Below are 24,689 nucleotides of genomic sequence, written 5' to 3' on the forward strand. Positions count from 1 at the left end.
GGTTTGCGTCGTTTGCAATATTGTCGAGCGACACAAATACCGTAGGAGCGAGGCTTGCCCGCGAAGAGGCCAATGCAAACAACGCACATCCACGAGCCTGATAAGCAATTTTCCGCTCACGCCCAGCCCGGCATAAGCGGATTTCCGCTCACTCAATCCCCGCAACCCCTCTAAACCAGCCCTCCTTGATCTGGCACACCTCCTGCTATAGCCCATGCAGGCTGCGTTTCAACGCGCTCCACAAAAACAATTAAACGAAGGATCCTTCAATGGATAACTCCAACGCCCTGCCCCTTGGGTCGGCTGCCGTGCCCGCCAAAGAAAGAACCACCGCCAGTCGCATCAAGTCGATCTTCAGCGGCTCTGTCGGCAACATGGTCGAGTGGTACGACTGGTACGTCTACGCTGCCTTCTCCCTGTATTTCGCCAAGGCCTTTTTTCCCAAAGGCGACACCACCGCACAACTGCTCAACACCGCCGCGATCTTCGCCGTGGGCTTCCTGATGCGCCCGATCGGTGGGTGGCTGATGGGCCTGTACGCCGACAAGGCCGGTCGCAAGAAAGCATTGATGGCTTCGGTGTACCTGATGTGTTTCGGCTCGTTACTGATTGCCCTGAGCCCCGGATATGAAACCATCGGCATCGGCGCACCGATCCTGCTGATTTTCGCCCGCCTGCTGCAAGGCCTGTCGGTCGGTGGCGAGTACGGCACCTCGGCCACCTACCTCAGCGAGATGGCGACCAAGGATCGTCGCGGCTTCTACTCCAGCTTCCAGTACGTGACCCTGATTTCGGGTCAGCTCATCGCCTTGGCGGTGTTGATCGTGCTGCAACAAGTCCTGACCACCGAAGAGCTGTACGCCTGGGGCTGGCGCATCCCGTTCGCCATCGGCGCGCTGTGTGCCGTGGTCGCGCTGTACCTGCGTCGTGGCATGGAAGAAACCGAGTCGTTCACCAAGAAAGAAAAGGCCAAGGAAAGCGCAATGCGCACCTTGATGCGCCACCCCAAGGAACTGATGACCGTGGTCGGCCTGACCATGGGCGGCACCCTGGCGTTCTACACCTACACCACGTACATGCAGAAATACCTGGTGAACACCGTCGGCATGAGCATCTCCGACTCCACCACCATTTCCGCCGCCACGCTGTTCCTGTTCATGTGCCTGCAACCGATCATCGGCGGCTTGTCGGATAAGATCGGTCGTCGTCCGATCCTGATCGCCTTCGGCGTGCTCGGGACGTTGTTCACCGTGCCGATCCTGACCACCCTGCACACCATTCAATCCTGGTGGGGTGCGTTCTTCCTGATCATGGCGGCGCTGATCATCGTCAGCGGCTACACCTCGATCAACGCGGTGGTGAAGGCCGAACTGTTCCCGACCGAAATCCGTGCACTGGGCGTCGGCCTGCCGTATGCGCTGACCGTATCGATCTTCGGCGGCACCGCTGAATACATCGCACTGTGGTTCAAGAGCATCGGCATGGAAACCGGTTACTACTGGTACGTGACGGCGTGTATTGCCGTGTCGTTGCTGGTGTACATCACCATGAAAGACACCCGCAAGCATTCGCGGATCGAGACGGACTGAGTCAGCCCGCGCAATAAAAACAGGGGCAGACCTTAACGGGTCTGCCCCTTTTGTTTGCAACCGACACAAAACCCGTATTTGAATCTCATCGCTGGAAATTATCCGTTCGTCCTTGCACCATGACTGCCTCCCGAGCCTCCCGGAATATATGCCATGCCCGACGACATCCACTTCTACGAACCCGCCAACGGCCACGGCCTGCCGCATGACCCGTTCAACGCCATCGTCGGCCCGCGCCCTATCGGCTGGATTTCCTCCCAAGACGCCAACGGCCGCTTGAACCTGGCGCCTTACAGCTTCTTCAACGCCTTCAATTACATTCCGCCGATCATCGGGTTTTCCAGCGTCGGCCGTAAAGACAGCCTGAACAACATCGAGCAGACGGGCGAGTTCGCCTGGAACCTGGCCACCCGGCCACTGGCCGAGCAGATGAACCAGAGCTGCGCCATGGTCCCGCCCGAGGTCAACGAGTTCGAGCTGTCTGGCCTGACCCCGGTCGCCTCGAAAGTCATTCAAGTGCCACGGGTCGCCGAAAGCCCGGTGTCCTTCGAGTGCAAGGTCACGCAGATCATTCAGTTGCAGCGGGCGGACGGGAACGTGGTGCCGAGCTGGCTGATTCTGGGCGAAGTGGTCGCCGTGCATATCGCCAAGTGGCTGTTGAAAGACGGGGTGTACGACACCGCCGCGGCAGAACCGATTCTGCGCGGCGGCGGGCCAGCGGATTACTTTCAGCTGGGGCCAGAGGCATTGTTCAAAATGTGGCGCCCGGGGGCGGTCAAGTGATTACCAGAGCAGCCCGCCCTCTTCGTCGACGCCCTTGAGGTGAGTCAACTGCATCGCGGCGGCTTCGTCCGCCGAGGTAGCGGTGGTGAATGTCTGGTCTTCCAATAGTTTGTTGAAGCGCGGCGCACCGGAACCGCCGATGGCTTTGGTGGCTATCGCCGCGAAATAACCGCCACCCTCACGGGGCATTACAGCGGATACAGCTTCGAAGGTTTCAAAGGCTTTACGTGCCATGTCGCGGATCCTGGCTGATTGAGAATGCAGCCATTAAACCCTCAACCCGCCATTTTGTGTACCCACGACCCGGACTGCCCCCGCGCCTGGTCGGCCGACACGTCCTTGAAGGTATGAAAATCCAGGCTGTTGACCACCAACTCCTGCACCAGCTCGGCGAAAATCTCCATCGCCGGGGTGCCGAAATAGGCCGTCATCGCTTGCTGATTCGCCCAGAAACCGGACACCAGCCACAACTCCGGATCGCATTGCGAATGCTGCAGGGAAAAACTCAGGCAACCCGGCGCGCTGCGGGACGGCTCGATCAAGGCGCTCAGGCGCGCACCGAGTTCTGCCGAACGCCCGGCGCGGGCACGAACAAAAGCCATGTGACTGACGGGGATCTGCGTAGACATGTTCAACCCTCCCAGGGAGTCGAGTGGCAGCCGGGGGACGGGCTGCGACAGGATCAAAGGTTAAGCGCGCAGGGGGAAGCGCGGTTAGTCGATTCCTGCCGGCTTGTTGCACAATCCTGCGCGGCGTTTCGATAAACCTGTAACAACCTGTAAAAGCGTTCGTACCAACAAAACTCGGCTTTCAAGCAAGTTTCCCTGAGTTGCAGCAGCCATAGAGGCACCGCTGATCCACTCGATGCAGAATCAGGCAAGCTTGAGGCAGGATGTGTCTACCGCTCTGTCTTGCACAAACTTAAGCTGGCCTCATTACCAACGCCTCAACGAGGATGCCCGGCATGTCGTCGTTCGATCACTTTCAAGCCCCGCTGGATGCCGACATGGAGAAACAGCGCGCTGAACTGGCCACTATCATCCGGCGCAACACCACGGATGATGGCACTTATGCCACTGCCGTCGGCTCGCTGTTCATGTCCAAACACTGCAAGTCCCATGAATTTGCCCCAGTGCTGGCCCAACCCGCGCTGTGCATCATGGCGCAGGGGCGAAAAGAGGTCAGGCTGGCCGACGAATACTTTAATTACGACCCGCTGAATTACCTGGTGGTGTCGGTTTCGATGCCGTTGAGCGGGCGGGTGGTGAACGTTACGTCGCAAGAACCGATTCTCGCGGTGCGACTGGATATTGATCCGGCTGAAATCACCGCGCTGATTGCCGACGCGGGCCCTTTGGGCGTACCGACCCGTCCCACAGGACGCGGCTTATATGTCGAACGGATCGATACGGCGATGCTCGACGCGGTGTTGCGTCTGGCGCGTTTGCTCGATACCCCGAAAGACATCGCCATGCTCGCACCGCTGATTCGCCGGGAGATTCTTTATCGGTTGTTGCGCAGTCAGCAGGGCCATCGGCTGTATGAGATTGCGATTGCCAATAGCCAGAGCCACCGCATCAGCCAGGCGATCAAGTGGCTTAACGGCAACTATGAGCAACCACTGCGCATCGATGATCTGGCGAAGGAAGTGAACCTGAGCGTCTCGACGTTGCATCACCGGTTCAAGGCGATGACGGCGATGAGTCCGCTGCAGTATCAGAAGCAACTGCGCTTGCAGGAAGCGCGGCGGTTGATGCTGGCCGAAGGGCTTGAGGCTTCGGCGGCGGGGTATCGGGTGGGGTATGAAAGCCCGTCGCAATTCAGCCGGGAATATAGCCGGTTGTTTGGGGCACCGCCGTTAAGGGATCTGGCGCGGTTGCGGTTGTCGGTTTGATCTGATTTTTGTGCTGGTTTTGCCGGCCCTATCGCGAGCAGGCTCGCTCCCACATTTGATCTGGGGTGTTCACAAATTCTGTGTTCACAGGAGATCCACTGTAGGAGTGAGCCTGCTCGCGATGGGGCCAGTACAGCCAACCCAATTCTAGTGTCAGGCGCCGAGTACGCGGCACGCCTCAGCCGGCAAGGTCACCGACACCGGGTTGCCAATGCTCAAACCAAACCCCTGACACGGCGTGCTCAGCGCCGTAAATGAAACCCCGGAACACTCCACCGTCGTTTCAATCGTCGCGCCGATATCGCGCACGAACGTCACCGTACCGAGCAACCGATTTCCCGCCGTGGCCTGCGGGTGCGACAGTTGCAGGTCTTCAGGACGAATCAGCATCTTCACCTTCTCCCCCACCACAATGCTGCTGCAAATCGGCACTTCCAGCGCGGCGCCCCCCGGCAACCCGACCTTGCCGTTGCCCAGCGCCGTGGCGGGGAAGATGTTGCCCGAGCCGATAAAGTCGGCGACAAATTCGTTGGCCGGGTGCCGGTAGATTTCAATCGGCGACCCCACCTGCTGCACCCGATGCTCACCCAGCACCACCACGATATCGGCCATGGTCATGGCTTCACGCTGGTCGTGGGTCACCATGATCGTGGTGATGTTCAGGCGTTGCTGTAACTGACGAATTTCCACCTGCATCGATTCGCGCAGCTTGGCGTCGAGCGCCGACAGCGGTTCATCCAGCAGGAGGATTTTCGGGTGGTTGGCAATCGCCCGGGCAATCGCCACGCGCTGGCGTTGACCGCCGGAGAGTTTGGCCACCGGGCGATCAATCATCTCGCTCAGCTGAATTAATTCCAGCAACTCCACCACCCGCGCCTGCTGGTCAGCCTTGCTGACCCCGCGCAGTTTCAGCGGATAGGCGATGTTCTCCCCCACCGTCATGTGCGGGAACAGCGCCAGGGACTGGAACACCATGCCGAAGTTGCGCTGATGCGCCGGGGTGTGGCCGATGTCTTCACCGTCCAGGCGAATTTCGCCGCCGCTCAGGGTCTCAAGCCCGGCGATCATCCGCAGCAGGGTGGTTTTACCACAGCCCGACGGACCGAGGAAACACACCAGTTTGCCTTCCGGCAAATGCAGGTTTACATCCTTTACCGCGCAGGCCGAGCCGTAATGTTTCTCGACGTTTTCCAGAATCAGACCAGACATAAATCACCTCAAGAATCAGAACGAAACGCCACCTTCACCGACCAGCTTCTCCAGCGCCCAGATCAGGACGAAGTCGATCAGCACGATCAGCACGGCAAACGAAAATACGGTGGGGTCGAGCGACGACACGGTGCGGCTGTACATCCAGATCGGCACTGTCATCACATCGATGGTGTAGAGGAAATAGGTCACGGTGAATTCGTTGAACGAGACGATGAACGCCAGCAGCATGCCCGCCAGAATCCCCGACTTCATCAACGGCACCACCACATCGATAATCGCCCGCAGCGGTGAAGCTCCAAGCATTTGCGCGGCCTCTTCGACTTCGCTGCCGATGGAGAGCATCGCGGCGGTACAGTTCTTCACCACGAACGGCAGGGCCAGGATCACGTGGGCAATCACCAGCCGCGAGGTGGTCATCTGGAACGGCAGGCTGTCGAACACCAGCAGCAATGCCAGTCCAAGCACCACCATCGGAAACACCAGCGGCAGCGACATCAGTTGCAGCGCCACGGCCTTGCCACGGAACTCGCAACGGGTCAGCGCGTAAGCCGCCGGCACCGCCACAATGGTGGCGAAGACCATGGTCAGGCACGCCACCATCAGGCTGGTGGTCATGGCTTTGCCCAGGCTCAGCACATCGCTGGCATCGGGCGACACAAAGGTGTGCCAGGCCGCCTTGTACCATTGCAGGCTGTAACTGCTCGGCGGGAAGTCGAGGTTCGATGCGCCGCTGAACGACATGACGATCATGGTCAGGATCGGCAACACCGCCAGCAGCAGGATGAAGCCCGAGAGAATGCCGGCAAACTTGCCGGTCTCACCGGGCAGCAGCCCATAACGTTTCTTGGTCAACGTGCTCATTGGGAAGCCTCCAGCATGCGCCGACGACGGCCAGTGATGAATTCGGACAAGGTCATGATCGCCAGCGTGGTGACAATCAGCACCACACCGGCAGCGGACGCGGCGGGCCAGTTCATCAGCGGGGCGATCTGGTCATGCACCATCACCGCCAGCATCGGCACGCGCCGACCGCCGAGCAACAACGGCACCACAAAACTGCTGGCGTTGTAGGCAAACACCAACGTCGCGCCGGTGATGATCCCCGGCATGCTCATCGGCAGCACCACTTGGCGGAACACCTGGAAGCGACTTGCCCCCAGGGTGGCGGCGGCTTCTTCGTAAGTGCGGGCGACGCCGCGCATGGCGCTGGCAATCGGCAGCACGGCCAACGGGAACGCGGTTTGCACCAGGCCCATCAACACGCCGTTCTGGTTGTAGAGCAGCATGATCGGTCGCTTGATCAGGCCCAGGCCCATCAGTGCCTGATTGAGCATGCCGCCAGGGCCGAGAATCACCAGCCAGCCGTAGCTTTGCAGCAGCAGGTTGACCAGCAACGGCAGCAGCACCGCCGCGAGGAAGATCCGTCGCACGAATGGCGAGGTCAGGCGCGACATGGTGTAGGCCACCGGGATCGCCAGCAACACCGCGATCACCGCGCTGATCAGCGCCAGACGCAGGGTCAGCAGCAAGGATTTGAGGTAATAGGGTTCGAGCAATTGGGCATAACTGGCCAGGCTGAACCCGGTCCACTCTGCGCCTTTGGTGCCCACGCTCATGCGCAGTACCAGCAGGCTGGCGGCAATCAGCACGCCCAGAAACAGCATCGAGGGCGAGAGGAAAAACCACGCACGCGCCGTCGGCGAAACACCCCGATTGGCACGCACGGGAGCGGCGGCGACCGGATGAGTCAGAGGTTGGTGTTCCATAGCAAAGGTCTCGTCAATGGAAAGCAGCTGACAAACACAGCCCTCAAAACCACATCAGCCCCCTGTGGGAGCGAGCCTGCTCGCGAAAGCGATCCATCAGTCGACATCAATGGTGAATGTCAGACCGCATTCGCGAGCAGGCTCACTCCCACAGGGAATCTTCAGTGGTTGAAGATCTTGTGTTCGCCACTCAATCAGGAAGAAAAGATTTCCGTGTAACGACGAATCCATTGGTCATGCACGGAGGCCAGGAAGGCGTTGTCGTGCATGATCGCCTTCTCGGCAATCTGCTCCGGCGTGAGGATGTAAGGGCTCTTGCGCGCTTCGGCGGAGATGATCGCCTTGGCGTTGACCGGGCCGTTGTAGATGTCCTCGGCCATCTTGCCCTGCACCAGCGGGTCCAGAGAGTGGTTGATGAAGGCGTAGGTCAGGTCGGTATCGCCCGGACGGTTCTTCGGCATCACCGAGAGCATCAGGTCGGTGTAGAAACCTTCCTTCATCCCGAACGTAGCGCCCAGGCCATAGGCCGGATCGCGGATCTGTTTCGGGAAGAACGCCGGTGCGTACAGGCCGCCCATGTCCAGGGAACCGGTGCGGAACAATTCGGCGATCTGGTTCGGGTTTTCACCCAGGGTGACCACACGGTCTTTCAGCTCGGCGAGTTTCTTGAAGCCCGGCTCGATGTTGTGCTCGTCACCCCCGGCCAGTTTGGCGGCGATGATGATCAGGTCCATCGCTTCGGTCCAGTTCGGCGGCGGCAGGAAGATGTTCGGCGACAGCTCGGCGTCCCACAGGGCGGCGTAACTGTCCGGTGCTTCCTTGATGGTGCGGGTGCTGTAGACGAGGCTGTTGCACCACAGCAGGTAACCGATGCCGTGACCGTTAGCGCCGGTACGGTATTTCTCCGGTACGTCGACCAGGTTGGGAATGCGGTTGAGGTCTGGTTTTTCCAGCAGATTGGCTGCTGCCAGACCTTCGGCGCCGACGCCGGCCAGGGTGATGATGTCGTACTGCGGACGATCACCGGCGGCCTTGAGTTTGGCGACCATTTCCGAGGTGCTGCCGGTGCGGTCAGCGATGACCTTGCAACCATATTTGTCTTCGAAGGTGGCCGCGATGTTACGCAGTGCAGCCAGGCCGGTGTCGTCGGACCAGGTCAACAGGCGCAGGGTCTTGCCCTGGAAGCGCGTGTCGCTGGCATTGGCCTTGACGAAGGGCAAACTCATGGCCGCCGCGGCTACGGACGCCACGCCCACGGTTTTGATGAATTGACGTCTGTTCAGATCATGTTCGCCCATTACGGACTCCCTTTGTTTTTGTAGGTATAAGGCAGGTCGAAACTGTTGCATCCGCGCAGTCGGATCAGCGTTTTCCCTCGTATTTTCGGGGGTTTGGCTGAACCAGTGAGTTCATCCTGAGGTCGTGCAAAACACCTGACTATCGATAAAAACTCATCGAAGCCATGACACCAGTGCATGCCTCGATACGAGGCATGCACTCACCTGTTTCGTGCCTTCAGACGGCGCGAATCACGTGTTTGATTTCCTGGAAAGCCTGCAAGCCCCACGGCCCCAATTCACGGCCGATGCTGCTCTGTTTGTAGCCACCCCAAGCGGTCTGCGGGAAGATCACTTGCGGCGCGTTGATCCACACCAGTCCCGCCTGCAAGGCGTTGGCGACCCGATCCGCGGCTTCGTTGTCGCGAGTTACCACGCTGGCCACCAAACCAAACTGGCTGTCGTTGGCCAGGGCAATCGCTTCGGCTTCGGTGGCGAAACTGCGCACGCAGATCACCGGGCCGAAAATCTCTTCACACCACAACGCACTGCCCTGGGGCACTTCGGTGAAAATCGTCGGCTGCAAAAAATAGCCGCGGGGCAGGTCTGCAGGGCGATTACCGCCGCAAACCAGCTTGGCCCCGGCGCTCAAACCGCGATCGATGTGGCCCAGCACACGCTGGTATTGCGCCTGATTGACCAGCGCGCCCATTTCCACGTTCGGGTCGAACGGGTCGGCGACGCGAATGGCTTCGGCGCGGGCCTTCAATCGGATGAGGAACTCATCTGCCAATTCATCAGCGACCAGCACGCGGCTGGTGGCGGAGCACATTTGCCCGGCGTTGAAGAAACCGCCGCCACAAGCCACTTCAACCGCCAGTTCGATGTCGGCGTCAGCGAGCACCAGCAGCGAAGATTTGCCGCCCAGTTCCAGGCTCACGCCTTTGACGGTTTCCGCCGCACGTTGCATGACCTGCACACCGACCGCATTGCTGCCGGTGAAGGAAATTTTGGCGATGCGCGGGTCGGCCGACAGCGGCGCGCCGACGGCCAGGCCCGTGCCGCAGACCAGGTTGAACACGCCATCCGGCAAGCCGGCCTCAGCGACGATCGCCGCCAGTTCCAGCTCGGGCAACGGCGTGACTTCGGACGGTTTGAGCACCACGCAGCAACCGGCCGCCAGGGCTGGGGCGAGTTTCCAGGCCGTGGTGACCATCGGGAAATTCCACGGCACGATCAGGCCGACCACGCCGCACGGTTCACGGCGCACGCGAGCGCTGAAATCGTCGGTGGGCAGCTCGATGTTGCTGTCTTGTCTGGCATCGAGGCCTTCGGCAAGACCGGCGTAATACTCGAACGTCGCGATCACGTCATCGACGTCAATGGCGGCCTCGAACAGCGGCTTGCCGTTGTTGCTTGACTGCAACTTCATCAAGTGGTCGCGCCCGGCCTGCACGCCGGCGGCGATTCTGCGCAGGATCGCGCCGCGTTCGGCACCGGTGGTTTTCGACCATTCGCCGAACGCCTGGGTGGCGGCGGTGACCGCTTGATCGACGGCTTTTTCATCGCCGCCATTCACGGTGGTCAACAGGGCTTCGGTCGCCGGGTTGATCACACGCAGATGTTCGTTGCCAGCCGACCATTGGCCGTTGATGTACAGGCCGTCCAGAGTGGTAGGGAAACTCATTTCGACACCGCCTTCATCCACTGGGTCTGATCGATTTCAATCAGGGTCGGGCCCTGACGGTCGGCGGCGCTGCGCAAGGCGCTGCGCAGTTGTTCAACACCGTTGACCGCTTCCGCCGCACAGCCCAGCGCCTTGGCCACACCGATGAAGTCCGGGGTGTAGATGTCCACGCCCACCGGTTCGATGGCGCGGTTGACCATGTATTTCTTGATCTCTTCGTAGCCCTGGTTATTCCACAGCAGGACGATCACCGGGGTGCGCGCTTCAACGGCGCTGGCCAGTTCCGGCAGGGTGAATTGCAGGCCGCCGTCACCGATCAGGCATACCACCGGAGGACGCGCACCGTTTTCAAGGCTGCCACCGAGCCAGGCACCGATTGCCGCCGGCAAGGCGTAACCGAGGGTGCCGTAACCGGTGGACGAATTGAACCAGCGACGCGGGCGTTCCGGGTTGAAGGTCAGGTTGCCGGTGTACACCGGTTGGGTCGAATCGCCGACGAACACTGCGTCCGGCAATTCGTGCAACACGGTTTCGAGGAAGCGGGTCTGGGCCAGGGTCGGGGCGTCCCAGGTGGCGGCGAGGTCGTCACGCAGACGTGCCGCGCGGACTTGTCCCCAATCGTTGCGACGCTCGGCCAGCGAGTGCTTGGACAGTTCACTGAGCAAGGCTTGCGCGGCGTTACGCGAGTCCGCCACCAGAGCGACTTTCGGCGGGTAATTGCGCACGGTCTGGTCGGGGTCGATGTCCACGCGCAGCAGCACGCCGGGAATCTCGAAACCGCCGGCAAACGTGACGTCGTAATCGGTCTCGGCCAGTTCGGTGCCGATGGCCAGCACCACGTCGGCCTCGGCGACCAAGGCACGGGTCGCAACCAGGCTCTGGGTCGAACCGATCAGCAGCGGGTGACTGGATTCGAGCATGCCTTTGGCATTGATGGTCAGGGCCACGGGTGCGTCCAGCCGTTCGGCCAACTCGGTCAACTCGGCGGCGGCATCAATGGCACCGCCACCCGCGAGAATCAGTGGGCGCTTGGCGCCGGCCAGCAGCGCGGTCATGCGGCTGATGGCGCTTGGCGAGGCGCCAGCACGGTCGATGTTCACCGGGAGACTGGCGAGCAGGTCATCGGCTTCTTCGACCAGCACGTCCAGCGGAATTTCGATGTGAACCGGGCGTGGACGGCCGGCCTGGAACAGAGCAAAGGCGCGGGCCAATACGCCCGGCAATTCAGCTGCCGACATCAAGGTGTGGGAGAACGCCGCCACGCCGCCGACCAAGGCGCTCTGGTTCGGCAGCTCGTGGAGCTTGCCGCGACCACCGCCCAACTGGCTGCGCGATTGCACGCTGGAAATCACCAGCATCGGGATCGAATCGGCGTAGGCCTGGCCCATGGCGGTGGTGATGTTGGTCATGCCCGGGCCGGTAATGATGAAGCACACACCCGGTTTGCCACTGGTGCGCGCATAACCGTCGGCCATGAAACCGGCGCCCTGTTCGTGACGTGGCGTGACGTGGTTGATGCTCGAACGGGCCAGCCCGCGATACAGCTCCACGGTATGAACCCCGGGAATGCCGAACACCTGCTCGACCCCGTAATCTTCGAGTAACTTGACCAATACTTCGCCGCACGTCGCCATGTCTTTGCCCTTTTTGTTCGTTTGAGACGCCGGGCCTGCGCAGTGTTTATGATGCGTGGGCAGGTCCAGGGATGGCCTCATTGGAACGGGCGACACGTAGCCGCAACAATGGATAAAAAGTCATACTAGCCATGTCCTCACGTCATACCTTGGATCCAAATGAAACGATTGCCTCCCCTGCCGGCGCTGCACACTTTTCTGATTACCGCGCAGTGCTGCAACTTCACTCGGGCCGCCGAACAGCTCTACATCACCCAAGGCGCGGTGAGCCGGCAGATCGCCGGGCTGGAAGAACATCTGGGTTATGAGTTGTTTATCCGCCAGGCCCGGGGCTTGAGCCTGACCGCTGAAGGACGGGAGTGGCTGCCACGGGTGCAGCAGATTTTCGGCTTGATCGACGAGGCGGTGGAACAGATCGGCGAGAAGCGCGAAACCCTGCAACTCAAGGCCCCGACGTGCGTGATGCGCTGGCTGCTGCCGCGCCTGGTGCAGTGGCAAAGGGAGCGCCCGGATGTACCGGTCGAACTGACCACCACGGTGAAACACGGCGTGGATTTTCATCGCGAGCAGTTCGATGCGGCGGTGATCTATGGCGTACCGCCGGAGACATCACTGGCGTCCCATCGGCTGTTCGATGAGCAACTGACGCCAGTCTGCTCCCGGCCGTACCTCGAGGGGCCGGTGCCGTTGCAAGCGCCGGAGGATCTGGAACAACACATGCTATTGCACCCGACCCGCGATGAACGCGACTGGAAAGCCTGGCTGGCCAGCGCCGATATTCGCTTGAGCAATGTCGGCAAGGGCCAGCATTTCGAAACCCTGGACCTGGCGATGTCGATGGCGTCCCAAGGGACTGGCGTGGCGATTGGGGACTGGTCGTTGATTGGCGACGACCTGAGCGCTGGGCGACTGGTCATGCCGTTTGAATTGAAGGTGAAGACAGGGTTGGCGTATTACCTGGTGTTCCCGGAAAAACCCGGGCCTTCGCCGAAGTTGCGCGAGTTGTTGGGGTGGTTGGTGGAGCAGGCTCAGTCACGCTGAGCCCCGAAGACTTGGCGCATAACCCTGTGGGAGCGAGCCTGCTCGCGATAGCAGTGGGTCAGTCGGCATATTTGTTGAATGACCCACCGCTATCGCGAGCAGGCTCGCTCCCACAGGTTTTTCAGTGACTCAGTAACCGACGGTGAACCGCTGACGCGAATGCTTCGGCGCTTCCACTTCATCGATCAGCGCAATCGCGTAATCGGCGAACGAAATCCAGCTCCGCCCTTCGCTGCTCACCAGCAAATCATCCTTGCCCACCCGAAACGCCCCGGTGCGCTCACCTTCGACGAATTCCGCCGACGGGGACAGGAACGTCCAGTCCAGATCCTGTTCCTCACGCAGGTTTTCCAGAAACAAAGCCCCGGCGCTCGCCTCAGCCTTGTACTCCTCAGGAAAGCCCTTGCTGTCGATCACTCGAGTGCCGTCCGGCAGCAACAATGAACCTGCACCGCCCACCACCAGCAGGCGTTTCACCCCGGCCTTTTTCACCGGCCCGATCACCGCGCTGGCGGGAAGGGTCGCGAAGTGCGCCGCGCTGATGACCACGTCATGACCAGCGACGGCCGCCTGCAACGCTGGGGCATCAAGGGCATCGACGTTCCTGGTAACCACACCGGCACGCGGGCTGATCTTCGAGGTGTCGCGGGCAATGGCCGTGACGCTATGACCCCGACGCAGGGCTTCTTCCAGCAATTGGCTGCCGGCACGGCCGGTGGCACCGATGATTGCGATTTTGCTCATGACGTTCTCCAGTTGGCTTGAGTACATGCGTATTCGTTTGGCATCCAACATTGTGGCGAGGGAGCTTGCTCCCGTTCGGCTGCGCAGCAGTCGTAAAACCTGAGAGTGCGCTGTGGCTCAAACACTGCGGGCGAGCGCTTCGCACAGGAGCGCCAGCCCGGTCCAGCGGGAGCAAGCTCCCTCGCCACAGTTAATCCACTCGCCACATAAACTCATTCACCCCACTTCATCTCGCCCTTGGCGACTTTCGCGCTCAGCTCCAGCGAGCTGTCTTCGCCCAAAGTCGGGAAGCGTTTTTTCATGGCGGCGATCAGCGTAGCGGCGTCTTTGGCCTTTGGGGTTTCTTCGTCGAAGGCCTTGATGTAATCGGCAGTAAACTGCACGGCGGCCAGCGAACGGGCGCTCTCACCGAGGTAATGCCCCGGCACGATGGTTTTCGGTTTCAAGGTTTCGATGGCATGTAGCGTAGCCAACCAATCGGTGTGGGATTGCGCAGTCTGGGTGTCGGCCATCCACACGTGGATGTTTTCGGCGACGACCACGCCACCGACCACGGCCTTGATCGACGGGATCCACACAAAGGTCCGGTCCGGCTGCTTGCCGTCCAGGCCCACCACCTGCAACTTCTGCCCTTCAAGCATCAGGCTGTCACCCTTGAGTACGCCCGGCACGATGGTTTTGGCCGGCACGTCGGCGCCCATTTTCGGGCCCCAGAACGCCAGTTTGCCGTCGACGGTGTGCTTGATGTGATCCACGGTCGGCTGCGAGGCCAGCACTTTGGCGTTCGGGAAGGCGGCGGTCAGGGTGTCGAGGCCGAAGTAGTAATCCGGGTCACCGTGGCTGATGTAGATGGTGGTCAGTTGCTTGCCGCTGGCGCGGATTTTCTCGACCACCTGTTCGGCCTGGGACTTGCCGAATTGCGCGTCGACCAGAATCGCTTCTTTCTCACCGCTGACCAGAACCGAGGTCACCGGGAAGATTGCCTTGTCGCCCGGGTTGTACACGTCCAGGGTCAGGGTCGATGCCGCAGCCGCGTGGGCCGCGAAGCCGAGGGTGGCGGTGGCCAGCAAAAAGCGCTTGAGAGAGGTGAAGCCGATCATCTGTTGCTCCGTTGTCCAAATGCCGTGTCTGGCGATGGGGACAGAGCTTAGTTGCATGACTCAGTACAAAAAATGCGATGCTTGAACATAGTTTGTTTCTGAAAGCGGGCAAATCATGGATCGTCTACAAGCAATGCGAGTGTTCGTCTCAGTGGTCGACCTCGGCAGCCAGTCGGCCGCCGCCGATCATCTGGACCTGTCACGGCCGGTGGTATCGCGTTATCTGGCCGAGCTGGAAGACTGGGTCGGCGCGCGTTTGATGCACCGCACCACGCGCAAATTGAGCCTGACTGCCGCCGGCAGCGAGATTCTGCCCCGGTGTCGGCAGATGCTCGACCTGTCCACCGACATGCAAGCCGCTGTCAGCGAGCCGGACGAGGCGCCACGTGGCTTGCTGCGCATCAGCGTCAGCACCTCGTTCGGCCAGGCGCAATTGGCGGATGCCATGGCGGCTTACGTCAAAAGGTACCCCGGTGTCAGCATCGACATGCAGATGCTCGACCGCACGGTGAACCTGGTGGATGAACGCATCGACCTGGCGATCCGCACCAGCAACGACCTTGACCCGAACCTGATCGCCCGGCGGCTGACCGTCTGCCGCTCGGTGATCTGCGCCTCCCCTGCTTACCTGAGCGAACACCCGACACCGCAGCGGGTCGAGGACTTGAGCCAGCACAACTGCCTGACCCACTCCTACTTCGGCAAAAGCCTCTGGCATTTCGAGGAGAACGGCGAGCCGGTGTCGGTGCCCGTGGAGGGCAACATCAGCGCCAACGAAGCCAGCACATTGCTGCGCGCAACCATGGCCGGTGCGGGGGTGGCAATGCTGCCCAGTTATCAGGCGGGTGTGCATATCCACAGCGGCGAGCTGATCCGCCTGCTGCCACACGCCGAGCCCCGGCAGATGAACGTGTACGCGGTGTACGCCTCACGCAAGCACATGCCGGCGGCGCTACGCAGCATGCTGGATTTTCTGGTGCTCAGGTTTCCTGAAGAGCCGGCATGGGATATCGGTCTGTAATCGCATCCCCTTGTGGGAGCGAGCCTGCTCGCGATGACGGTCCGACAGTCAACATCTCTGTTGCCTGGCACTCCGCTATCGCGAGCAGGCTCGCTCCCACAGTTTGATTGGTGATACCGCAGCCTTTGCGCTCGACTCCACTCCCCTTGTGGGAGCGAGCCTGCTCGCGATGACGGTCTGACATCCAACATCTTTGTTGCCTGACACTCCGCTATCGCGAGCAGGCGCACTCCCACAGGGGGTATCAGTGTTCTGAATGTCGGGGTACATACAAAAGCCCTGTCACTGGCAACTCACTCCCGCTGACCTATGCTCAAAGTAATACCGGAGGGTATTCGTTCAGAGGTCAACGCCATGAACACCAAAACAAGAAGATACCTCGCCATTTTCGTCACCTGCGCGGCGACGCTGGCGCTGTATGGCACCGCCGCCTGGCGTGTCGAGCAGTTGCGACAACTGCCCCGCGACTACGCGAGTTGTAACTTCGAGCGCTGCATTCCCCACAACGCGACCCTCAACGCCCTTCGGTAACGAAGGCGGTCAGGCCTCGTTGTCCTGATCGGCCTTCAAGCGGTCGCGAAAAGCCTTGGGCGAGATCCCTACCCGACGCCGGAACAGGCGTGTGAAGTTGGTCGGATCGGAAAACCCCAACACGTCGGACATTTCGTAAATGGTCATGCTGGTGTAGGTCAGCAAGCGCTTGGCTTCCAGCAACTGTCGCTCGTGCATGATCTGCAACGCCGGTTGCCCCGCCAGCTCGCGACAGGTGCCGTTGAGGTGCGACACGGAGATCCCCAGCCGATGCGCCAGGTCCTCGACCTTGACGTGCTGACGGTAGGTCTCTTCCACCAGCTGGATAAAACCGTTGAGGTACTCCCGGGCACGGTGCGGACGCTGACTGGCAGCGCGGCGCGAAATCACCTGGCGGCTGACCCACACCATGATCACGCTGACCAGCGAATGCATGAGCATTTCACGCGCAGGCTGGTGCCCGGTGTATTCCTCTTGCAGCGCTGAAAACAGGCTGTTGAGGTAATCGCTGTCCTTGCCCGCCAGGTAACTTTCGGCTTGGGCCAACGCATTCACCGAGTTGCCCAGTTGCGCCTGAAGATGGGCAATCAATGGCGCGGCCAGGGTCACGACGAACCCTTCGACGTCCTCGGAAAACCGGTAACCATGCACCGATAACGGCGGCAGGATCAGGATCGCCGGTTCGGTCAGCTCCGTGTGTTTGCCTTCGATTTCAAGCTCTGCCTGACCTTTGAATACGAAGAGCAACTGGCACAAATCAGCGTGACGATGGGGTTTGATTTCCCATTGATGTTCGCGGCTGCGTTTGGAAATGGTTTCACAGTGCAGCAAGTCGGGGGTCGGCCAGTCCAGGCTTTCACCGTAGAGCTTGAACACTGGAATCGAAGGTAGGTCAGGCTTGTTCATCACTTCAATCCAGGTCTCAGAGGGTTACGGGCGATAATCGCACCGATTGGCAGAATGTACAGGTATCGGCTCAGTTTTCACCTTCAATTGACAGACCCGCAAGGGAAAAATGCAAGCACTCGATCCATAAAAATCATTCACCGGCCGTGGTCGCGTGAAGCTTGCGAGTCATAAAAACAATGAAAACGCTGAAAACCCAAATCGCCATCATTGGCGCCGGCCCCTCCGGTTTGCTGCTCGGCCAATTGCTGCATAACGCCGGAATCGACACCCTGATCCTTGAACGACAGACCCCCGACTATGTGCTCGGCCGAATCCGCGCCGGTGTCCTCGAACAAGGCATGGTAGAGCTTTTGCGTCAGGCCGGGGTGGGTCAGCGCATGGATGCCGAAGGGCTGGTCCATGGCGGTTTCGAGTTGGCCCTCGACGGACGCCGGGTACACATCGATCTGCAAGCCCTGACCGGTGGCAAAACCGTGATGATCTACGGTCAGACCGAAGTCACCCGGGACCTGATGGCCGCTCGTCGGGAGGCTGGCGCGCAGACGATTTACCAGGCCGGCAACGTCGTACCGCACGCAATGAAAACCGCAGAACCGTTCGTGACGTTTGAGAAGGATGGCGAGACCTGGCGCCTAGATTGCGACTACATCGCCGGGTGCGACGGTTTCCATGGCGTGGCGCGACAGTCGATTCCTGCCGAGTGCCTGAAGGTCTTCGAGCGGGTCTATCCATTCGGCTGGCTCGGGATTCTCGCTGATACGCCGCCGGTCCATGACGAACTGGTCTACGCCCGCCACGAACGCGGTTTTGCCTTGTGCAGCATGCGTTCGGCAACCCGCACGCGTTACTACCTTCAGGTGCCGGCCGACGAGAAGGTCGAGGCCTGGTCGGATGAGCGTTTTTGGGAGGAGCTCAAATCGCGCCTGCCTGCGGCGCTGGCCGATACTCTTGTGACCGGGCCGTCCATCGAAAAGAGCATCGCGCCGCTGCGCAGTTTTGTGGTCGAACCTATGCAGTACGGGCGGATGTTCCTGGTCGGCGACGCGGCGCACATCGTCCCGCCCACTGGCGCCAAAGGCCTGAACCTGGCAGCCAGCGACGTCAGCACCTTGTTCACCATTTTGCAAAAGGTGTACACCGAGGGACGCCTCGATCTGCTGGAGAAATACTCTGAGATCTGCCTGCGCCGGGTCTGGAAAGCCGAACGGTTTTCCTGGTGGATGACGTCGATGCTGCACCGCTTCGATGATCACGACGCCTTCAGCCAGCGCATCTGCGAGTCGGAATTGGATTACTTCGTACACTCCGAGGCCGGTCGAAAAACCATTGCAGAAAATTACGTCGGGCTTCCTTATGAGGCTATCGAATAGCCTCCTACCGACTTACACTGGCGAGCATCCCCGCTCGCCATTGCCTCGTGCGGGACACTCACTGCCCGCAGGTTCCACCGTGACCAATCTCAACCAGCCTGAAACGCCTAAACCGGCTATTCGCAGCGTGTTGATCGCCCTGATGCTGGCGATCTTTCTCGGCGCACTGGACCAGACCATCGTCGCCGTTTCCATGCCGGCCATCTCCGCGCAATTCAAGGACGTCAGCCTGCTGGCCTGGGTGATTTCCGGCTACATGGTGGCGATGACCGTGGCGGTGCCGATCTACGGCAAGCTCGGCGACCTGTACGGCCGACGCAAGTTAATGCTGTTCGGAATGGGGCTGTTCACCCTCGCCTCGCTGTTCTGCGGCATGGCCCAAAGCATGGAACAACTGGTGCTGGCGCGAATCATCCAGGGCATCGGTGCGGGCGGGATGATTTCGGTCAGCCAGGCGATCATCGGGGATATCGTCCCGCCCCGGGAGCGCGGTCGTTATCAGGGTTATTTCAGCAGCATGTACGCCGTGGCGAGTGTTGCCGGCCCGGTGCTCGGCGGTTACATGACCGAATACCTGTCGTGGCGCTGGGTATTTCTGATCAACCTGCCGCTGGGCATCGGGGCCTGGCTGGTGGCCAATCGCACACTGGTGGGTTTGCCCGTGCCACAACGCCAACCGATCATCGATTACCTCGGCACGTTGCTGATGATTATCGGTTTGACCGCCTTGCTGCTGGGCATCACGCAAGTCGGTCAGGGCCACTCATGGCGTAGCGCCGAAGTGCTGGGCCTGCTAGGGGGCGCGGTGCTGGTGCTGGCGCTGTTCGTCTGGCATGAGCGCCGGGCGCGGGAGCCGTTGCTGCCGATGCACCTGTTTGCCAACCGCAACGCGATCCTGTGCTGGTGCACGATTTTCTTCACCAGTTTCCAGGCCATCTCGCTGATCGTGCTGATGCCGCTGCGCTTCCAGAGCGTCACCGGCGCCGGGGCCGACAGCGCCGCGCTGCACCTGTTGCCGCTGGCCATGGGCTTGCCGATCGGGGCTTATTTCGCCGGACGCCGCACCTCGGTAACAGGGCGCTACAAACCGATGATCCTGGCAGGGGCGGTGCTGATGCCGATCTCGATTCTCGGCATGGCTTTCAGTCCGCCCCAGGCGTTCTTGCTCAGCAGTCTGTTTATGTTGCTCAGCGGCATTGCCAGCGGCATGCAATTCCCGACGTCATTGGTCGGCACGCAGAATTCGGTGGAACAGCGGGACATCGGCGTCGCCACCAGCACCACCAACCTGTTCCGCTCGCTGGGCGGCGCGGTGGGGGTGGCATTGATGTCGGCGCTGTTGCTGGCGCTGCTGCAGGATTCGAGCTTCGCCCACCTGGCCGGTTCGTCGATGATTGCCGAGGGCCGTTCAGGGAATGTGTTGCTGGACGGTTTGAACGCTGCACCGGGGGAGGCGCAGAACGCCTTGCGCGCCGAGTTGCTGCTGACGTTCAGGCATTTGCTGATGGTCAGTGCGGCGGTGTCGTTGCTGGGGTTGGCGGCGGCGGTTGCGATGCCGAACAGGGTGTTGCGGGGGCGGGAAGATAAGGTTCGGTGATAGACCGAGTCGCGGCCTTCGCGGGCAAGCCTCGCTCCTACAGGTGAAGCGCAATCCCTGCAGGAGCGAGGCTTGCTCGCGAAGGCGTCCTCACAGACACCGATGAATCAAGGGCTGTAATACCCGACCGCCACCAGAAAATGCCCAACCTTTTTCAGGTAAGCATGCTTGTCTTCAACCTTGCTGGTGACCGGGTTTTTCCAGCGGTATTCGTATTCGCCGTAATCCTGCTTGGCAATCAACGCCAGGATCGGCTCGCCCACCGGTTTGCCTTCCGGGTCCTTGATCTTGCCGAAGTCGGTATTGATCAACCGCAGGTTGGTGCCGTGGGCCACGTAACGCTGGGTGTTGAGGTCAACGACGAACACGTACAGGTCATCCTGCAAGTAGCCGCCCTTGAGGGAGTTGATCGCAGTCAGCGTGCCCTTCTCGTCTTTGGCCAGATCCGTCGCCGCTTTGTTCAGCAAGGCCATCGCCTGTTCCGCCGACGCCCGTGGCAGGTAGTAACCCACGGCCAGAATCCGCTGGCCAACGCGCTGATAGAACACATGCTTGCGCTCGACCTTGCCGTCGGACCAGTTCTGCCAGCGATATTCGGCCTGCTGAATCCCATTGCCCTCCGGCACTTTCAAGGCGTCCTTGAAGGCCTTCTGCAAATCCGGTCCCAGGGTTTCGGTCACATCACGCCCGATCAAGGCCGAAGACGGCCCGCCACTGGCAAGCATCACGCCCTTGGTATCGACCACGAAGACGTAACGATCCTTGTCGACAAACTCGCCCTGACGGCTGAACGCCGCGAACGCCTTGTCGCCGTTGTCGTGGTAGTAGGCCAGGGCTTTTTCCAGCAAGGCTTTGGCCGCCTGGCTGTCATCCTTTTCCGCCGTAGCCGCCTGAACCTGCCCCAGACACAACAACAGCATCCACCCCAGCACGGCCCACTTGTGCAGAACCCCCATAGCGCATCCCCTCGTTCTTGTCGGTGTTTCAAGAGCGTAGACGGCTATGGGATATGTACGAATTTTCAGGCCCCTGTAGCAGCTGCCGAAGGTTTACTGCCTTGCGCGGAGTTGCTGCTGCAGATTCTGGATCTGCGCCTGAAGGGTGTTGATGTTGCGGGTGGTCTGGCCGCGGAAGGCATCGAACTCGGCGGTATTGGTGACGCCTTGCGCTGCTGCCGGGCGGTTGTCCTGCTGGCTTTTGAGCACGATCATGTCTTGTTCCAGTCGCTCGATGGCGGCGCTCGGGTTGCCCTGTTTTTTCAGCGCGACGATGTCGGCGCCGAGGCTTTTGAGCTGGGCGTCGAACTTGCTGGTGTCGTCCGGGGCGCTTTTCAACGCCGCCAACTCGGTACTCAAGGCTTTGACCTGCGCCTGCAATTGCGTGTTGGCGGCCTGGTGTTCGGTGCTCTGGGCGGTCATCTGCGCCAGGCGCTTGTCCAGATCGGCGGTTTGTGCGGTCATTTGTGCAAGACGCTTGTCCAGGTCGCTGGTCTGACCGACCACACCTTGCTGCTGCTTGCTTTGGTCCTGCAACTGGTTTTCCAGCTGCTTGATTTGCAACTTCAGGGCTTCGCTGTCGCTGGTGACGTTGGTCTGGCTGGCGACCACCTTGCCGGAAATGTCCTGCAAGCGTCCCGCCGCATCCTCACTGATCCGCGCGAAACTTTCCTGGGTTGCGACCAATTGCTGTTCCATCAGCGAAATCTGCTGAAAGCTCCACCAGGCAAGGCCGGCGAATGCGAAGAACAAAGCGCCGACCAATGCCCACAGAGGCCCGGTGCTGGCGCTTTTGACTTTGACCACCGGCGCCGTGCGCGAATGCACGGAGGTGCGTTTCGAGGTCGGAAAATCATCGTCATCGGGGACGTCGGCGCGCAGGCTTGGAACATCATCGAAGTCGTCGTTGGCATCGTTACGCATGGACATTGAGTCAACCTTTTTGGAACGCGGTGATGGCTATAGGGGGCGAGTATAAACCCCACGGCCGCAGCGATTGACCCTCAACGCCAAACTCGGTTCAGTGCTGGCAGGTTTGTCACTGCAAAAGTCAGCGAATGTCCTGGGCTTTCCACCAGCCGCAGAATTCATCGAGGGCCGTCCAGAGACTGACTTTCGGATCGTAGTCCAGATAATGCCGGGCGCGGCTGATGTCCAGGGTGAAATTTTTGTTCATCACCTGCATGCCCAGCCGTGACAACGTCGGCTCGGGACGGCCCGGCCACAATTTGCACACCCCTTCGTTGAGCGCGGCAACGCTGTAGGCCAAGCCGTAGGAACGGTAACGCGTCACTTGTGGGACTTCCATCTTGCGCATGACGTAATTGACCACGTCCCACAACGGCACAGGCGTGCCGTTGCTGATGTTGTAGGCCTTGCCCAAGGCCGAGTCGCTGGCCAGCAAGCTGCTGAGCAATGCTTCATTGAGGTTTTGCACACTGGTGAAGTCGACCTTGTTCAGGCCGTTGCCGATGATCGCCAGGCGTCCCTTGCGCTGCATGTTCAGGAGCCGCGGGAAGATACTCATATCACCCGCCCCGGTGACGAAACGCGGGCGCAGGGCCAGGGTTTCGAGACCGAACTCCTGTGCGCCAAAGACCTTTTGCTCGGCGAGGAATTTGGTGGCGGCGTAGGGATGCTTGAAACGTTTAGGCACCTGTTCTTCGGTCAGCCCCAGATGATCACGGCCATCGAAGTAGATCGACGGTGACGACAAATGCACCAGGCGTCGGACCCGCTGTTTCAGGCAGGCCTCGACCACGTTTTCAGTGACCTGCACGTTGCCTTGATGAAAGTCCTGATAACGTCCCCACAAACCGACCGCGCCGGCGCAATGCACCACCGCTTCGACATCGGAACACAGCTCGCGCGCCAGTTCCGGGTCGCTCAAGTCGCCCGGGATAAACTCGGCGCCACGGCGCACCAGGTGTTCGACGCTTTCGGCCCGGCGACCATTGACCCGCACGTCCAGGCCCTGCTCCAGGGCGAAACGCGCAAAGCGTCCGCCAATGAAGCCGCTTGCGCCGGTAACCAGAATTTTCATGTAGAGCTCCAACAAATGCAGCGGTGAGCATCAAGCTACACGCAGCAAGTTAAAAACGGTCCGCAAGCGCTTCACTTGCGGCTTGCAGCTTGACGCTTATGGCTGCTTCCAGGGCACCAGCCATTGCTTCGACGAACGCACCAATTGATCGGTCAGCAACCCCAGCAGCTGACCGCCATTGCGCCAATGATGCCAGTACAGCGGCACATCGATGGGCTTATCTGGCAAAAGCTCCACCAATACACCGCGTTCCAGTTGCTCGCGCACCTGCAATTCGGGCACCAGGCCCCAGCCAAGCCCGGCTTCGGTCAGGCGGATAAAGCCTTCAGACGATGGGCATAAATGGTGTTCGAAACCGCCATCGACCCCGAGGGACGCGAGGTAGCGATGCTGCAGGAAATCGTCCGGGCCGAAGACCAGCGCCGGGGTTTTTGCCAGCAGGTCAGCACGCACGCCTTCAGGAAAATGCCGGGCGATAAACGCCGGGCTGGCCAACGCGCGATAACGCATGGCGCCCAATAACACGCTTCGTGCGCCAGCCACCGGGCGCTCGCTGGCGCAGATGCACGCGGCCACTTCGCCAGCGCGCATGCGTTTGAGGCCGACGGTCTGGTCTTCGACGACCAGGTCCAGCAGCAGGTGTTGCTCGGCGCAGAAATCACTGACGGCTGCGGCCCACCAAGTCGCCAGGCTGTCGGCGTTCAGGGCGATGCGCAGACGTTCCGGCAGACCTTCTTCGTCCAGCGCCGGTACCAGCGTCTGTAGATCCCGTTCCAGCAAACGCACCTGCTGGACATGGTTGAGCAGCCGCCGACCAATCTCGGTAGGCGCCGGCGGCGTGACCCGCACCAACACCGGCTGGCCGACCCGCGCTTCCAGGAGCTTGATGCGCTGGGAGATCGCCGATTGCGACAAGCCCAGCACCTGCGCCGCACGTTCAAACCCGGCCTGCTCGACCACGGCGGCCAGGGCGGACAGCAATTTATAGTCGAACATCAGTTTTCCTAATGAGCGATCAGCATGATTGGTTTTTCTTATACCGTGTTGCACCGGAGAATAGCCAGCAAGCACTCTTGAACAGGATCACCGACATGGCTGGCGAAACTTCATTGGCAACCCTGCTGCGCAGCATGAGCCCGCACCTCAACGAGGGTGAATATGTATTTTGCACCCTGCGCGACGGCCAATTGCCCGCCGGCCTCGCGATCGTCGGCAGCTTTCGCGAGCAGGAGGGGCTGACCGTCATTCTCGAACGCTCCCTCGCCGAGCAGGCCGGTTTCAGCTTCGACTACGTCGCAGCCTGGATCACCTTGAACGTGCACTCAGCCCTCGAAGCCGTCGGCCTCACCGCCGCCTTCGCCACGGCATTGGGTAAGGCTGGCATCAGTTGCAACGTGATTGCCGGTTACTACCACGACCATTTATTCGTCGGTCAGGCCGATGCTCAACGCGCAATGCACGTGTTGCGCAACCTGGCAGCCAACGCGGAGTAAAC

At 60.6% G+C, this 24,689-nt stretch carries 24 protein-coding genes; 9 read left to right on the top strand and 15 right to left on the bottom strand.

Annotation, left to right across the window (positions count from 1 at the left end):
- Nucleotides 1-269: 269 nt before the first annotated feature.
- Nucleotides 270-1,589 (top strand): MFS transporter, encoded by a 1,320-nt coding sequence (locus AC1ROI_RS08115; protein ID WP_102594717.1) that lies wholly within the window; start codon nt 270-272, stop codon nt 1,587-1,589.
- Nucleotides 1,590-1,742: 153 nt separating this feature from the next.
- Complete coding sequence (locus AC1ROI_RS08120; protein ID WP_010457564.1) at nt 1,743-2,372, top strand: flavin reductase family protein; 630 nt, start codon at nt 1,743-1,745, stop codon at nt 2,370-2,372.
- Here the strand turns inward: AC1ROI_RS08120 and AC1ROI_RS08125 are convergent, their stop codons facing one another.
- Together AC1ROI_RS08125 and AC1ROI_RS08130 are read right to left on the bottom strand one after the other, a co-directional pair.
- Nucleotides 2,373-2,606 (bottom strand): hypothetical protein, encoded by a 234-nt coding sequence (locus tag AC1ROI_RS08125; RefSeq protein WP_010457565.1) that lies wholly within the window; start codon nt 2,604-2,606, stop codon nt 2,373-2,375.
- Between the two features lie 41 nt (nt 2,607-2,647).
- Nucleotides 2,648-3,001 (bottom strand): putative quinol monooxygenase, encoded by a 354-nt coding sequence (locus AC1ROI_RS08130; RefSeq protein WP_010457568.1) that lies wholly within the window; start codon nt 2,999-3,001, stop codon nt 2,648-2,650.
- A gap of 335 nt (nt 3,002-3,336) precedes the next feature.
- On the opposite strand from AC1ROI_RS08130, the gene AC1ROI_RS08135 reads away from it, so the two are divergent.
- Nucleotides 3,337-4,266, top strand: a complete 930-nt coding sequence (locus AC1ROI_RS08135) for an AraC family transcriptional regulator (RefSeq protein ID WP_010457570.1) — start codon at nt 3,337-3,339, stop codon at nt 4,264-4,266.
- Nucleotides 4,267-4,419: 153 nt separating this feature from the next.
- On the opposite strand, the gene AC1ROI_RS08140 is transcribed toward AC1ROI_RS08135, so the two are convergent.
- The 6 genes from AC1ROI_RS08140 to AC1ROI_RS08165 all read right to left on the bottom strand — a co-directional run bounded on the left by AC1ROI_RS08140 (nt 4,420) and on the right by AC1ROI_RS08165 (nt 11,842).
- A complete protein-coding gene (locus AC1ROI_RS08140) occupies nt 4,420-5,475 on the bottom strand; it encodes an ABC transporter ATP-binding protein (protein WP_010457573.1) in 1,056 nt (351 codons plus the stop codon).
- Between the two features lie 15 nt (nt 5,476-5,490).
- Nucleotides 5,491-6,339, bottom strand: a complete 849-nt coding sequence (locus AC1ROI_RS08145) for an ABC transporter permease (protein ID WP_010457574.1) — start codon at nt 6,337-6,339, stop codon at nt 5,491-5,493.
- A complete protein-coding gene (locus AC1ROI_RS08150; protein WP_010457577.1) occupies nt 6,336-7,244 on the bottom strand; it encodes an ABC transporter permease in 909 nt (302 codons plus the stop codon). Before AC1ROI_RS08150 ends, AC1ROI_RS08145 begins: the two co-directional genes overlap by 4 nt.
- A gap of 194 nt (nt 7,245-7,438) precedes the next feature.
- Entirely contained in the window at nt 7,439-8,542 is a 1,104-nt protein-coding gene (locus AC1ROI_RS08155; protein ID WP_010457579.1) for an extracellular solute-binding protein, read from the bottom strand.
- A gap of 217 nt (nt 8,543-8,759) precedes the next feature.
- Nucleotides 8,760-10,208, bottom strand: coding sequence for an aldehyde dehydrogenase family protein (locus tag AC1ROI_RS08160; RefSeq protein ID WP_102594716.1), 1,449 nt, complete (start codon nt 10,206-10,208; stop codon nt 8,760-8,762).
- Nucleotides 10,205-11,842, bottom strand: a complete 1,638-nt coding sequence (locus tag AC1ROI_RS08165) for a 5-guanidino-2-oxopentanoate decarboxylase (RefSeq protein WP_077750445.1) — start codon at nt 11,840-11,842, stop codon at nt 10,205-10,207. The genes AC1ROI_RS08160 and AC1ROI_RS08165 overlap by 4 nt, the downstream gene beginning before the upstream one ends.
- Before the next feature lie 159 nt (nt 11,843-12,001).
- On the opposite strand from AC1ROI_RS08165, the gene AC1ROI_RS08170 reads away from it, so the two are divergent.
- Complete coding sequence (locus tag AC1ROI_RS08170; protein WP_010457585.1) at nt 12,002-12,883, top strand: LysR substrate-binding domain-containing protein; 882 nt, start codon at nt 12,002-12,004, stop codon at nt 12,881-12,883.
- A gap of 129 nt (nt 12,884-13,012) precedes the next feature.
- Here AC1ROI_RS08170 and AC1ROI_RS08175 read toward each other — a convergent pair whose 3' ends face one another.
- Entirely contained in the window at nt 13,013-13,627 is a 615-nt protein-coding gene (locus AC1ROI_RS08175; RefSeq protein WP_102594715.1) for an NAD(P)-dependent oxidoreductase, read from the bottom strand.
- 212 nt (nt 13,628-13,839) lie between these two features.
- On the bottom strand, nt 13,840-14,727 hold the full coding sequence (locus AC1ROI_RS08180) for an MBL fold metallo-hydrolase (RefSeq protein WP_083375869.1): 888 nt from the start codon (nt 14,725-14,727) through the stop codon (nt 13,840-13,842).
- A gap of 115 nt (nt 14,728-14,842) precedes the next feature.
- On the opposite strand from AC1ROI_RS08180, the gene AC1ROI_RS08185 reads away from it, so the two are divergent.
- Together AC1ROI_RS08185 and AC1ROI_RS08190 are read left to right on the top strand one after the other, a co-directional pair.
- Nucleotides 14,843-15,748 (top strand): LysR family transcriptional regulator, encoded by a 906-nt coding sequence (locus AC1ROI_RS08185; RefSeq protein ID WP_010457592.1) that lies wholly within the window; start codon nt 14,843-14,845, stop codon nt 15,746-15,748.
- 354 nt (nt 15,749-16,102) lie between these two features.
- Nucleotides 16,103-16,279, top strand: a complete 177-nt coding sequence (locus tag AC1ROI_RS08190; RefSeq protein ID WP_010457594.1) for a hypothetical protein — start codon at nt 16,103-16,105, stop codon at nt 16,277-16,279.
- 9 nt (nt 16,280-16,288) lie between these two features.
- Here AC1ROI_RS08190 and AC1ROI_RS08195 read toward each other — a convergent pair whose 3' ends face one another.
- Nucleotides 16,289-17,185, bottom strand: coding sequence for a helix-turn-helix domain-containing protein (locus AC1ROI_RS08195; RefSeq protein ID WP_102595894.1), 897 nt, complete (start codon nt 17,183-17,185; stop codon nt 16,289-16,291).
- Between the two features lie 188 nt (nt 17,186-17,373).
- Here AC1ROI_RS08195 and pobA point away from each other — a divergent pair, with 188 nt between their 5' ends.
- Both pobA and AC1ROI_RS08205 read left to right on the top strand, forming a co-directional pair.
- Nucleotides 17,374-18,558, top strand: a complete 1,185-nt coding sequence (gene pobA, locus AC1ROI_RS08200; RefSeq protein WP_172962138.1) for a 4-hydroxybenzoate 3-monooxygenase — start codon at nt 17,374-17,376, stop codon at nt 18,556-18,558.
- 79 nt (nt 18,559-18,637) lie between these two features.
- Complete coding sequence (locus tag AC1ROI_RS08205) at nt 18,638-20,155, top strand: MDR family MFS transporter (protein ID WP_102595893.1); 1,518 nt, start codon at nt 18,638-18,640, stop codon at nt 20,153-20,155.
- A gap of 107 nt (nt 20,156-20,262) precedes the next feature.
- On the opposite strand, the gene AC1ROI_RS08210 is transcribed toward AC1ROI_RS08205, so the two are convergent.
- The 4 genes from AC1ROI_RS08210 to AC1ROI_RS08225 all read right to left on the bottom strand — a co-directional run bounded on the left by AC1ROI_RS08210 (nt 20,263) and on the right by AC1ROI_RS08225 (nt 24,190).
- The gene (locus AC1ROI_RS08210) at nt 20,263-21,111 is read right to left on the bottom strand and encodes a cache domain-containing protein (RefSeq protein WP_077750482.1); all 849 of its coding nucleotides are present in this window, start codon (nt 21,109-21,111) and stop codon (nt 20,263-20,265) included.
- A gap of 93 nt (nt 21,112-21,204) precedes the next feature.
- Entirely contained in the window at nt 21,205-22,080 is an 876-nt protein-coding gene (locus AC1ROI_RS08215; RefSeq protein WP_010457604.1) for an ATPase, read from the bottom strand.
- 121 nt (nt 22,081-22,201) lie between these two features.
- Nucleotides 22,202-23,194 carry an NAD-dependent epimerase/dehydratase family protein gene (locus tag AC1ROI_RS08220; protein ID WP_010457606.1) on the bottom strand — a complete coding sequence of 331 codons (993 nt, stop codon included), beginning with the start codon at nt 23,192-23,194 and terminating at the stop codon, nt 22,202-22,204.
- A 96-nt stretch (nt 23,195-23,290) separates the two neighbouring features.
- Nucleotides 23,291-24,190, bottom strand: coding sequence for a LysR family transcriptional regulator ArgP (locus AC1ROI_RS08225; RefSeq protein WP_083375865.1), 900 nt, complete (start codon nt 24,188-24,190; stop codon nt 23,291-23,293).
- 95 nt (nt 24,191-24,285) lie between these two features.
- Between AC1ROI_RS08225 and AC1ROI_RS08230 the strand changes: the two genes are divergently transcribed.
- On the top strand, nt 24,286-24,687 hold the full coding sequence (locus AC1ROI_RS08230; protein ID WP_102595851.1) for an ACT domain-containing protein: 402 nt from the start codon (nt 24,286-24,288) through the stop codon (nt 24,685-24,687).
- The last annotated feature ends 2 nt before the right edge of the window (nt 24,688-24,689 follow it).

Source organism: Pseudomonas sp. GW823-FHT02C02, from assembly GCF_058797635.1.

What these genes read in the sequence shown, in the direction of transcription:
- AC1ROI_RS08115 (WP_102594717.1), top strand. Translation starts at nt 270, where the DNA reads ATGGATAACTCCAACGCCCTGCCCCTTGGGTCGGCTGCCGTGCCCGCC.
- AC1ROI_RS08120 (WP_010457564.1), top strand. Translation starts at nt 1,743, where the DNA reads ATGCCCGACGACATCCACTTCTACGAACCCGCCAACGGCCACGGCCTG.
- AC1ROI_RS08125 (WP_010457565.1), bottom strand. Translation starts at nt 2,606, where the DNA reads ATGGCACGTAAAGCCTTTGAAACCTTCGAAGCTGTATCCGCTGTAATG.
- AC1ROI_RS08130 (WP_010457568.1), bottom strand. Translation starts at nt 3,001, where the DNA reads ATGTCTACGCAGATCCCCGTCAGTCACATGGCTTTTGTTCGTGCCCGC.
- AC1ROI_RS08135 (WP_010457570.1), top strand. Translation starts at nt 3,337, where the DNA reads ATGTCGTCGTTCGATCACTTTCAAGCCCCGCTGGATGCCGACATGGAG.
- AC1ROI_RS08140 (WP_010457573.1), bottom strand. Translation starts at nt 5,475, where the DNA reads ATGTCTGGTCTGATTCTGGAAAACGTCGAGAAACATTACGGCTCGGCC.
- AC1ROI_RS08145 (WP_010457574.1), bottom strand. Translation starts at nt 6,339, where the DNA reads ATGAGCACGTTGACCAAGAAACGTTATGGGCTGCTGCCCGGTGAGACC.
- AC1ROI_RS08150 (WP_010457577.1), bottom strand. Translation starts at nt 7,244, where the DNA reads ATGGAACACCAACCTCTGACTCATCCGGTCGCCGCCGCTCCCGTGCGT.
- AC1ROI_RS08155 (WP_010457579.1), bottom strand. Translation starts at nt 8,542, where the DNA reads ATGGGCGAACATGATCTGAACAGACGTCAATTCATCAAAACCGTGGGC.
- AC1ROI_RS08160 (WP_102594716.1), bottom strand. Translation starts at nt 10,208, where the DNA reads ATGAGTTTCCCTACCACTCTGGACGGCCTGTACATCAACGGCCAATGG.
- AC1ROI_RS08165 (WP_077750445.1), bottom strand. Translation starts at nt 11,842, where the DNA reads ATGGCGACGTGCGGCGAAGTATTGGTCAAGTTACTCGAAGATTACGGG.
- AC1ROI_RS08170 (WP_010457585.1), top strand. Translation starts at nt 12,002, where the DNA reads ATGAAACGATTGCCTCCCCTGCCGGCGCTGCACACTTTTCTGATTACC.
- AC1ROI_RS08175 (WP_102594715.1), bottom strand. Translation starts at nt 13,627, where the DNA reads ATGAGCAAAATCGCAATCATCGGTGCCACCGGCCGTGCCGGCAGCCAA.
- AC1ROI_RS08180 (WP_083375869.1), bottom strand. Translation starts at nt 14,727, where the DNA reads ATGATCGGCTTCACCTCTCTCAAGCGCTTTTTGCTGGCCACCGCCACC.
- AC1ROI_RS08185 (WP_010457592.1), top strand. Translation starts at nt 14,843, where the DNA reads ATGGATCGTCTACAAGCAATGCGAGTGTTCGTCTCAGTGGTCGACCTC.
- AC1ROI_RS08190 (WP_010457594.1), top strand. Translation starts at nt 16,103, where the DNA reads ATGAACACCAAAACAAGAAGATACCTCGCCATTTTCGTCACCTGCGCG.
- AC1ROI_RS08195 (WP_102595894.1), bottom strand. Translation starts at nt 17,185, where the DNA reads ATGAACAAGCCTGACCTACCTTCGATTCCAGTGTTCAAGCTCTACGGT.
- AC1ROI_RS08210 (WP_077750482.1), bottom strand. Translation starts at nt 21,111, where the DNA reads ATGGGGGTTCTGCACAAGTGGGCCGTGCTGGGGTGGATGCTGTTGTTG.
- AC1ROI_RS08215 (WP_010457604.1), bottom strand. Translation starts at nt 22,080, where the DNA reads ATGTCCATGCGTAACGATGCCAACGACGACTTCGATGATGTTCCAAGC.
- AC1ROI_RS08220 (WP_010457606.1), bottom strand. Translation starts at nt 23,194, where the DNA reads ATGAAAATTCTGGTTACCGGCGCAAGCGGCTTCATTGGCGGACGCTTT.
- AC1ROI_RS08225 (WP_083375865.1), bottom strand. Translation starts at nt 24,190, where the DNA reads ATGTTCGACTATAAATTGCTGTCCGCCCTGGCCGCCGTGGTCGAGCAG.
- AC1ROI_RS08230 (WP_102595851.1), top strand. Translation starts at nt 24,286, where the DNA reads ATGGCTGGCGAAACTTCATTGGCAACCCTGCTGCGCAGCATGAGCCCG.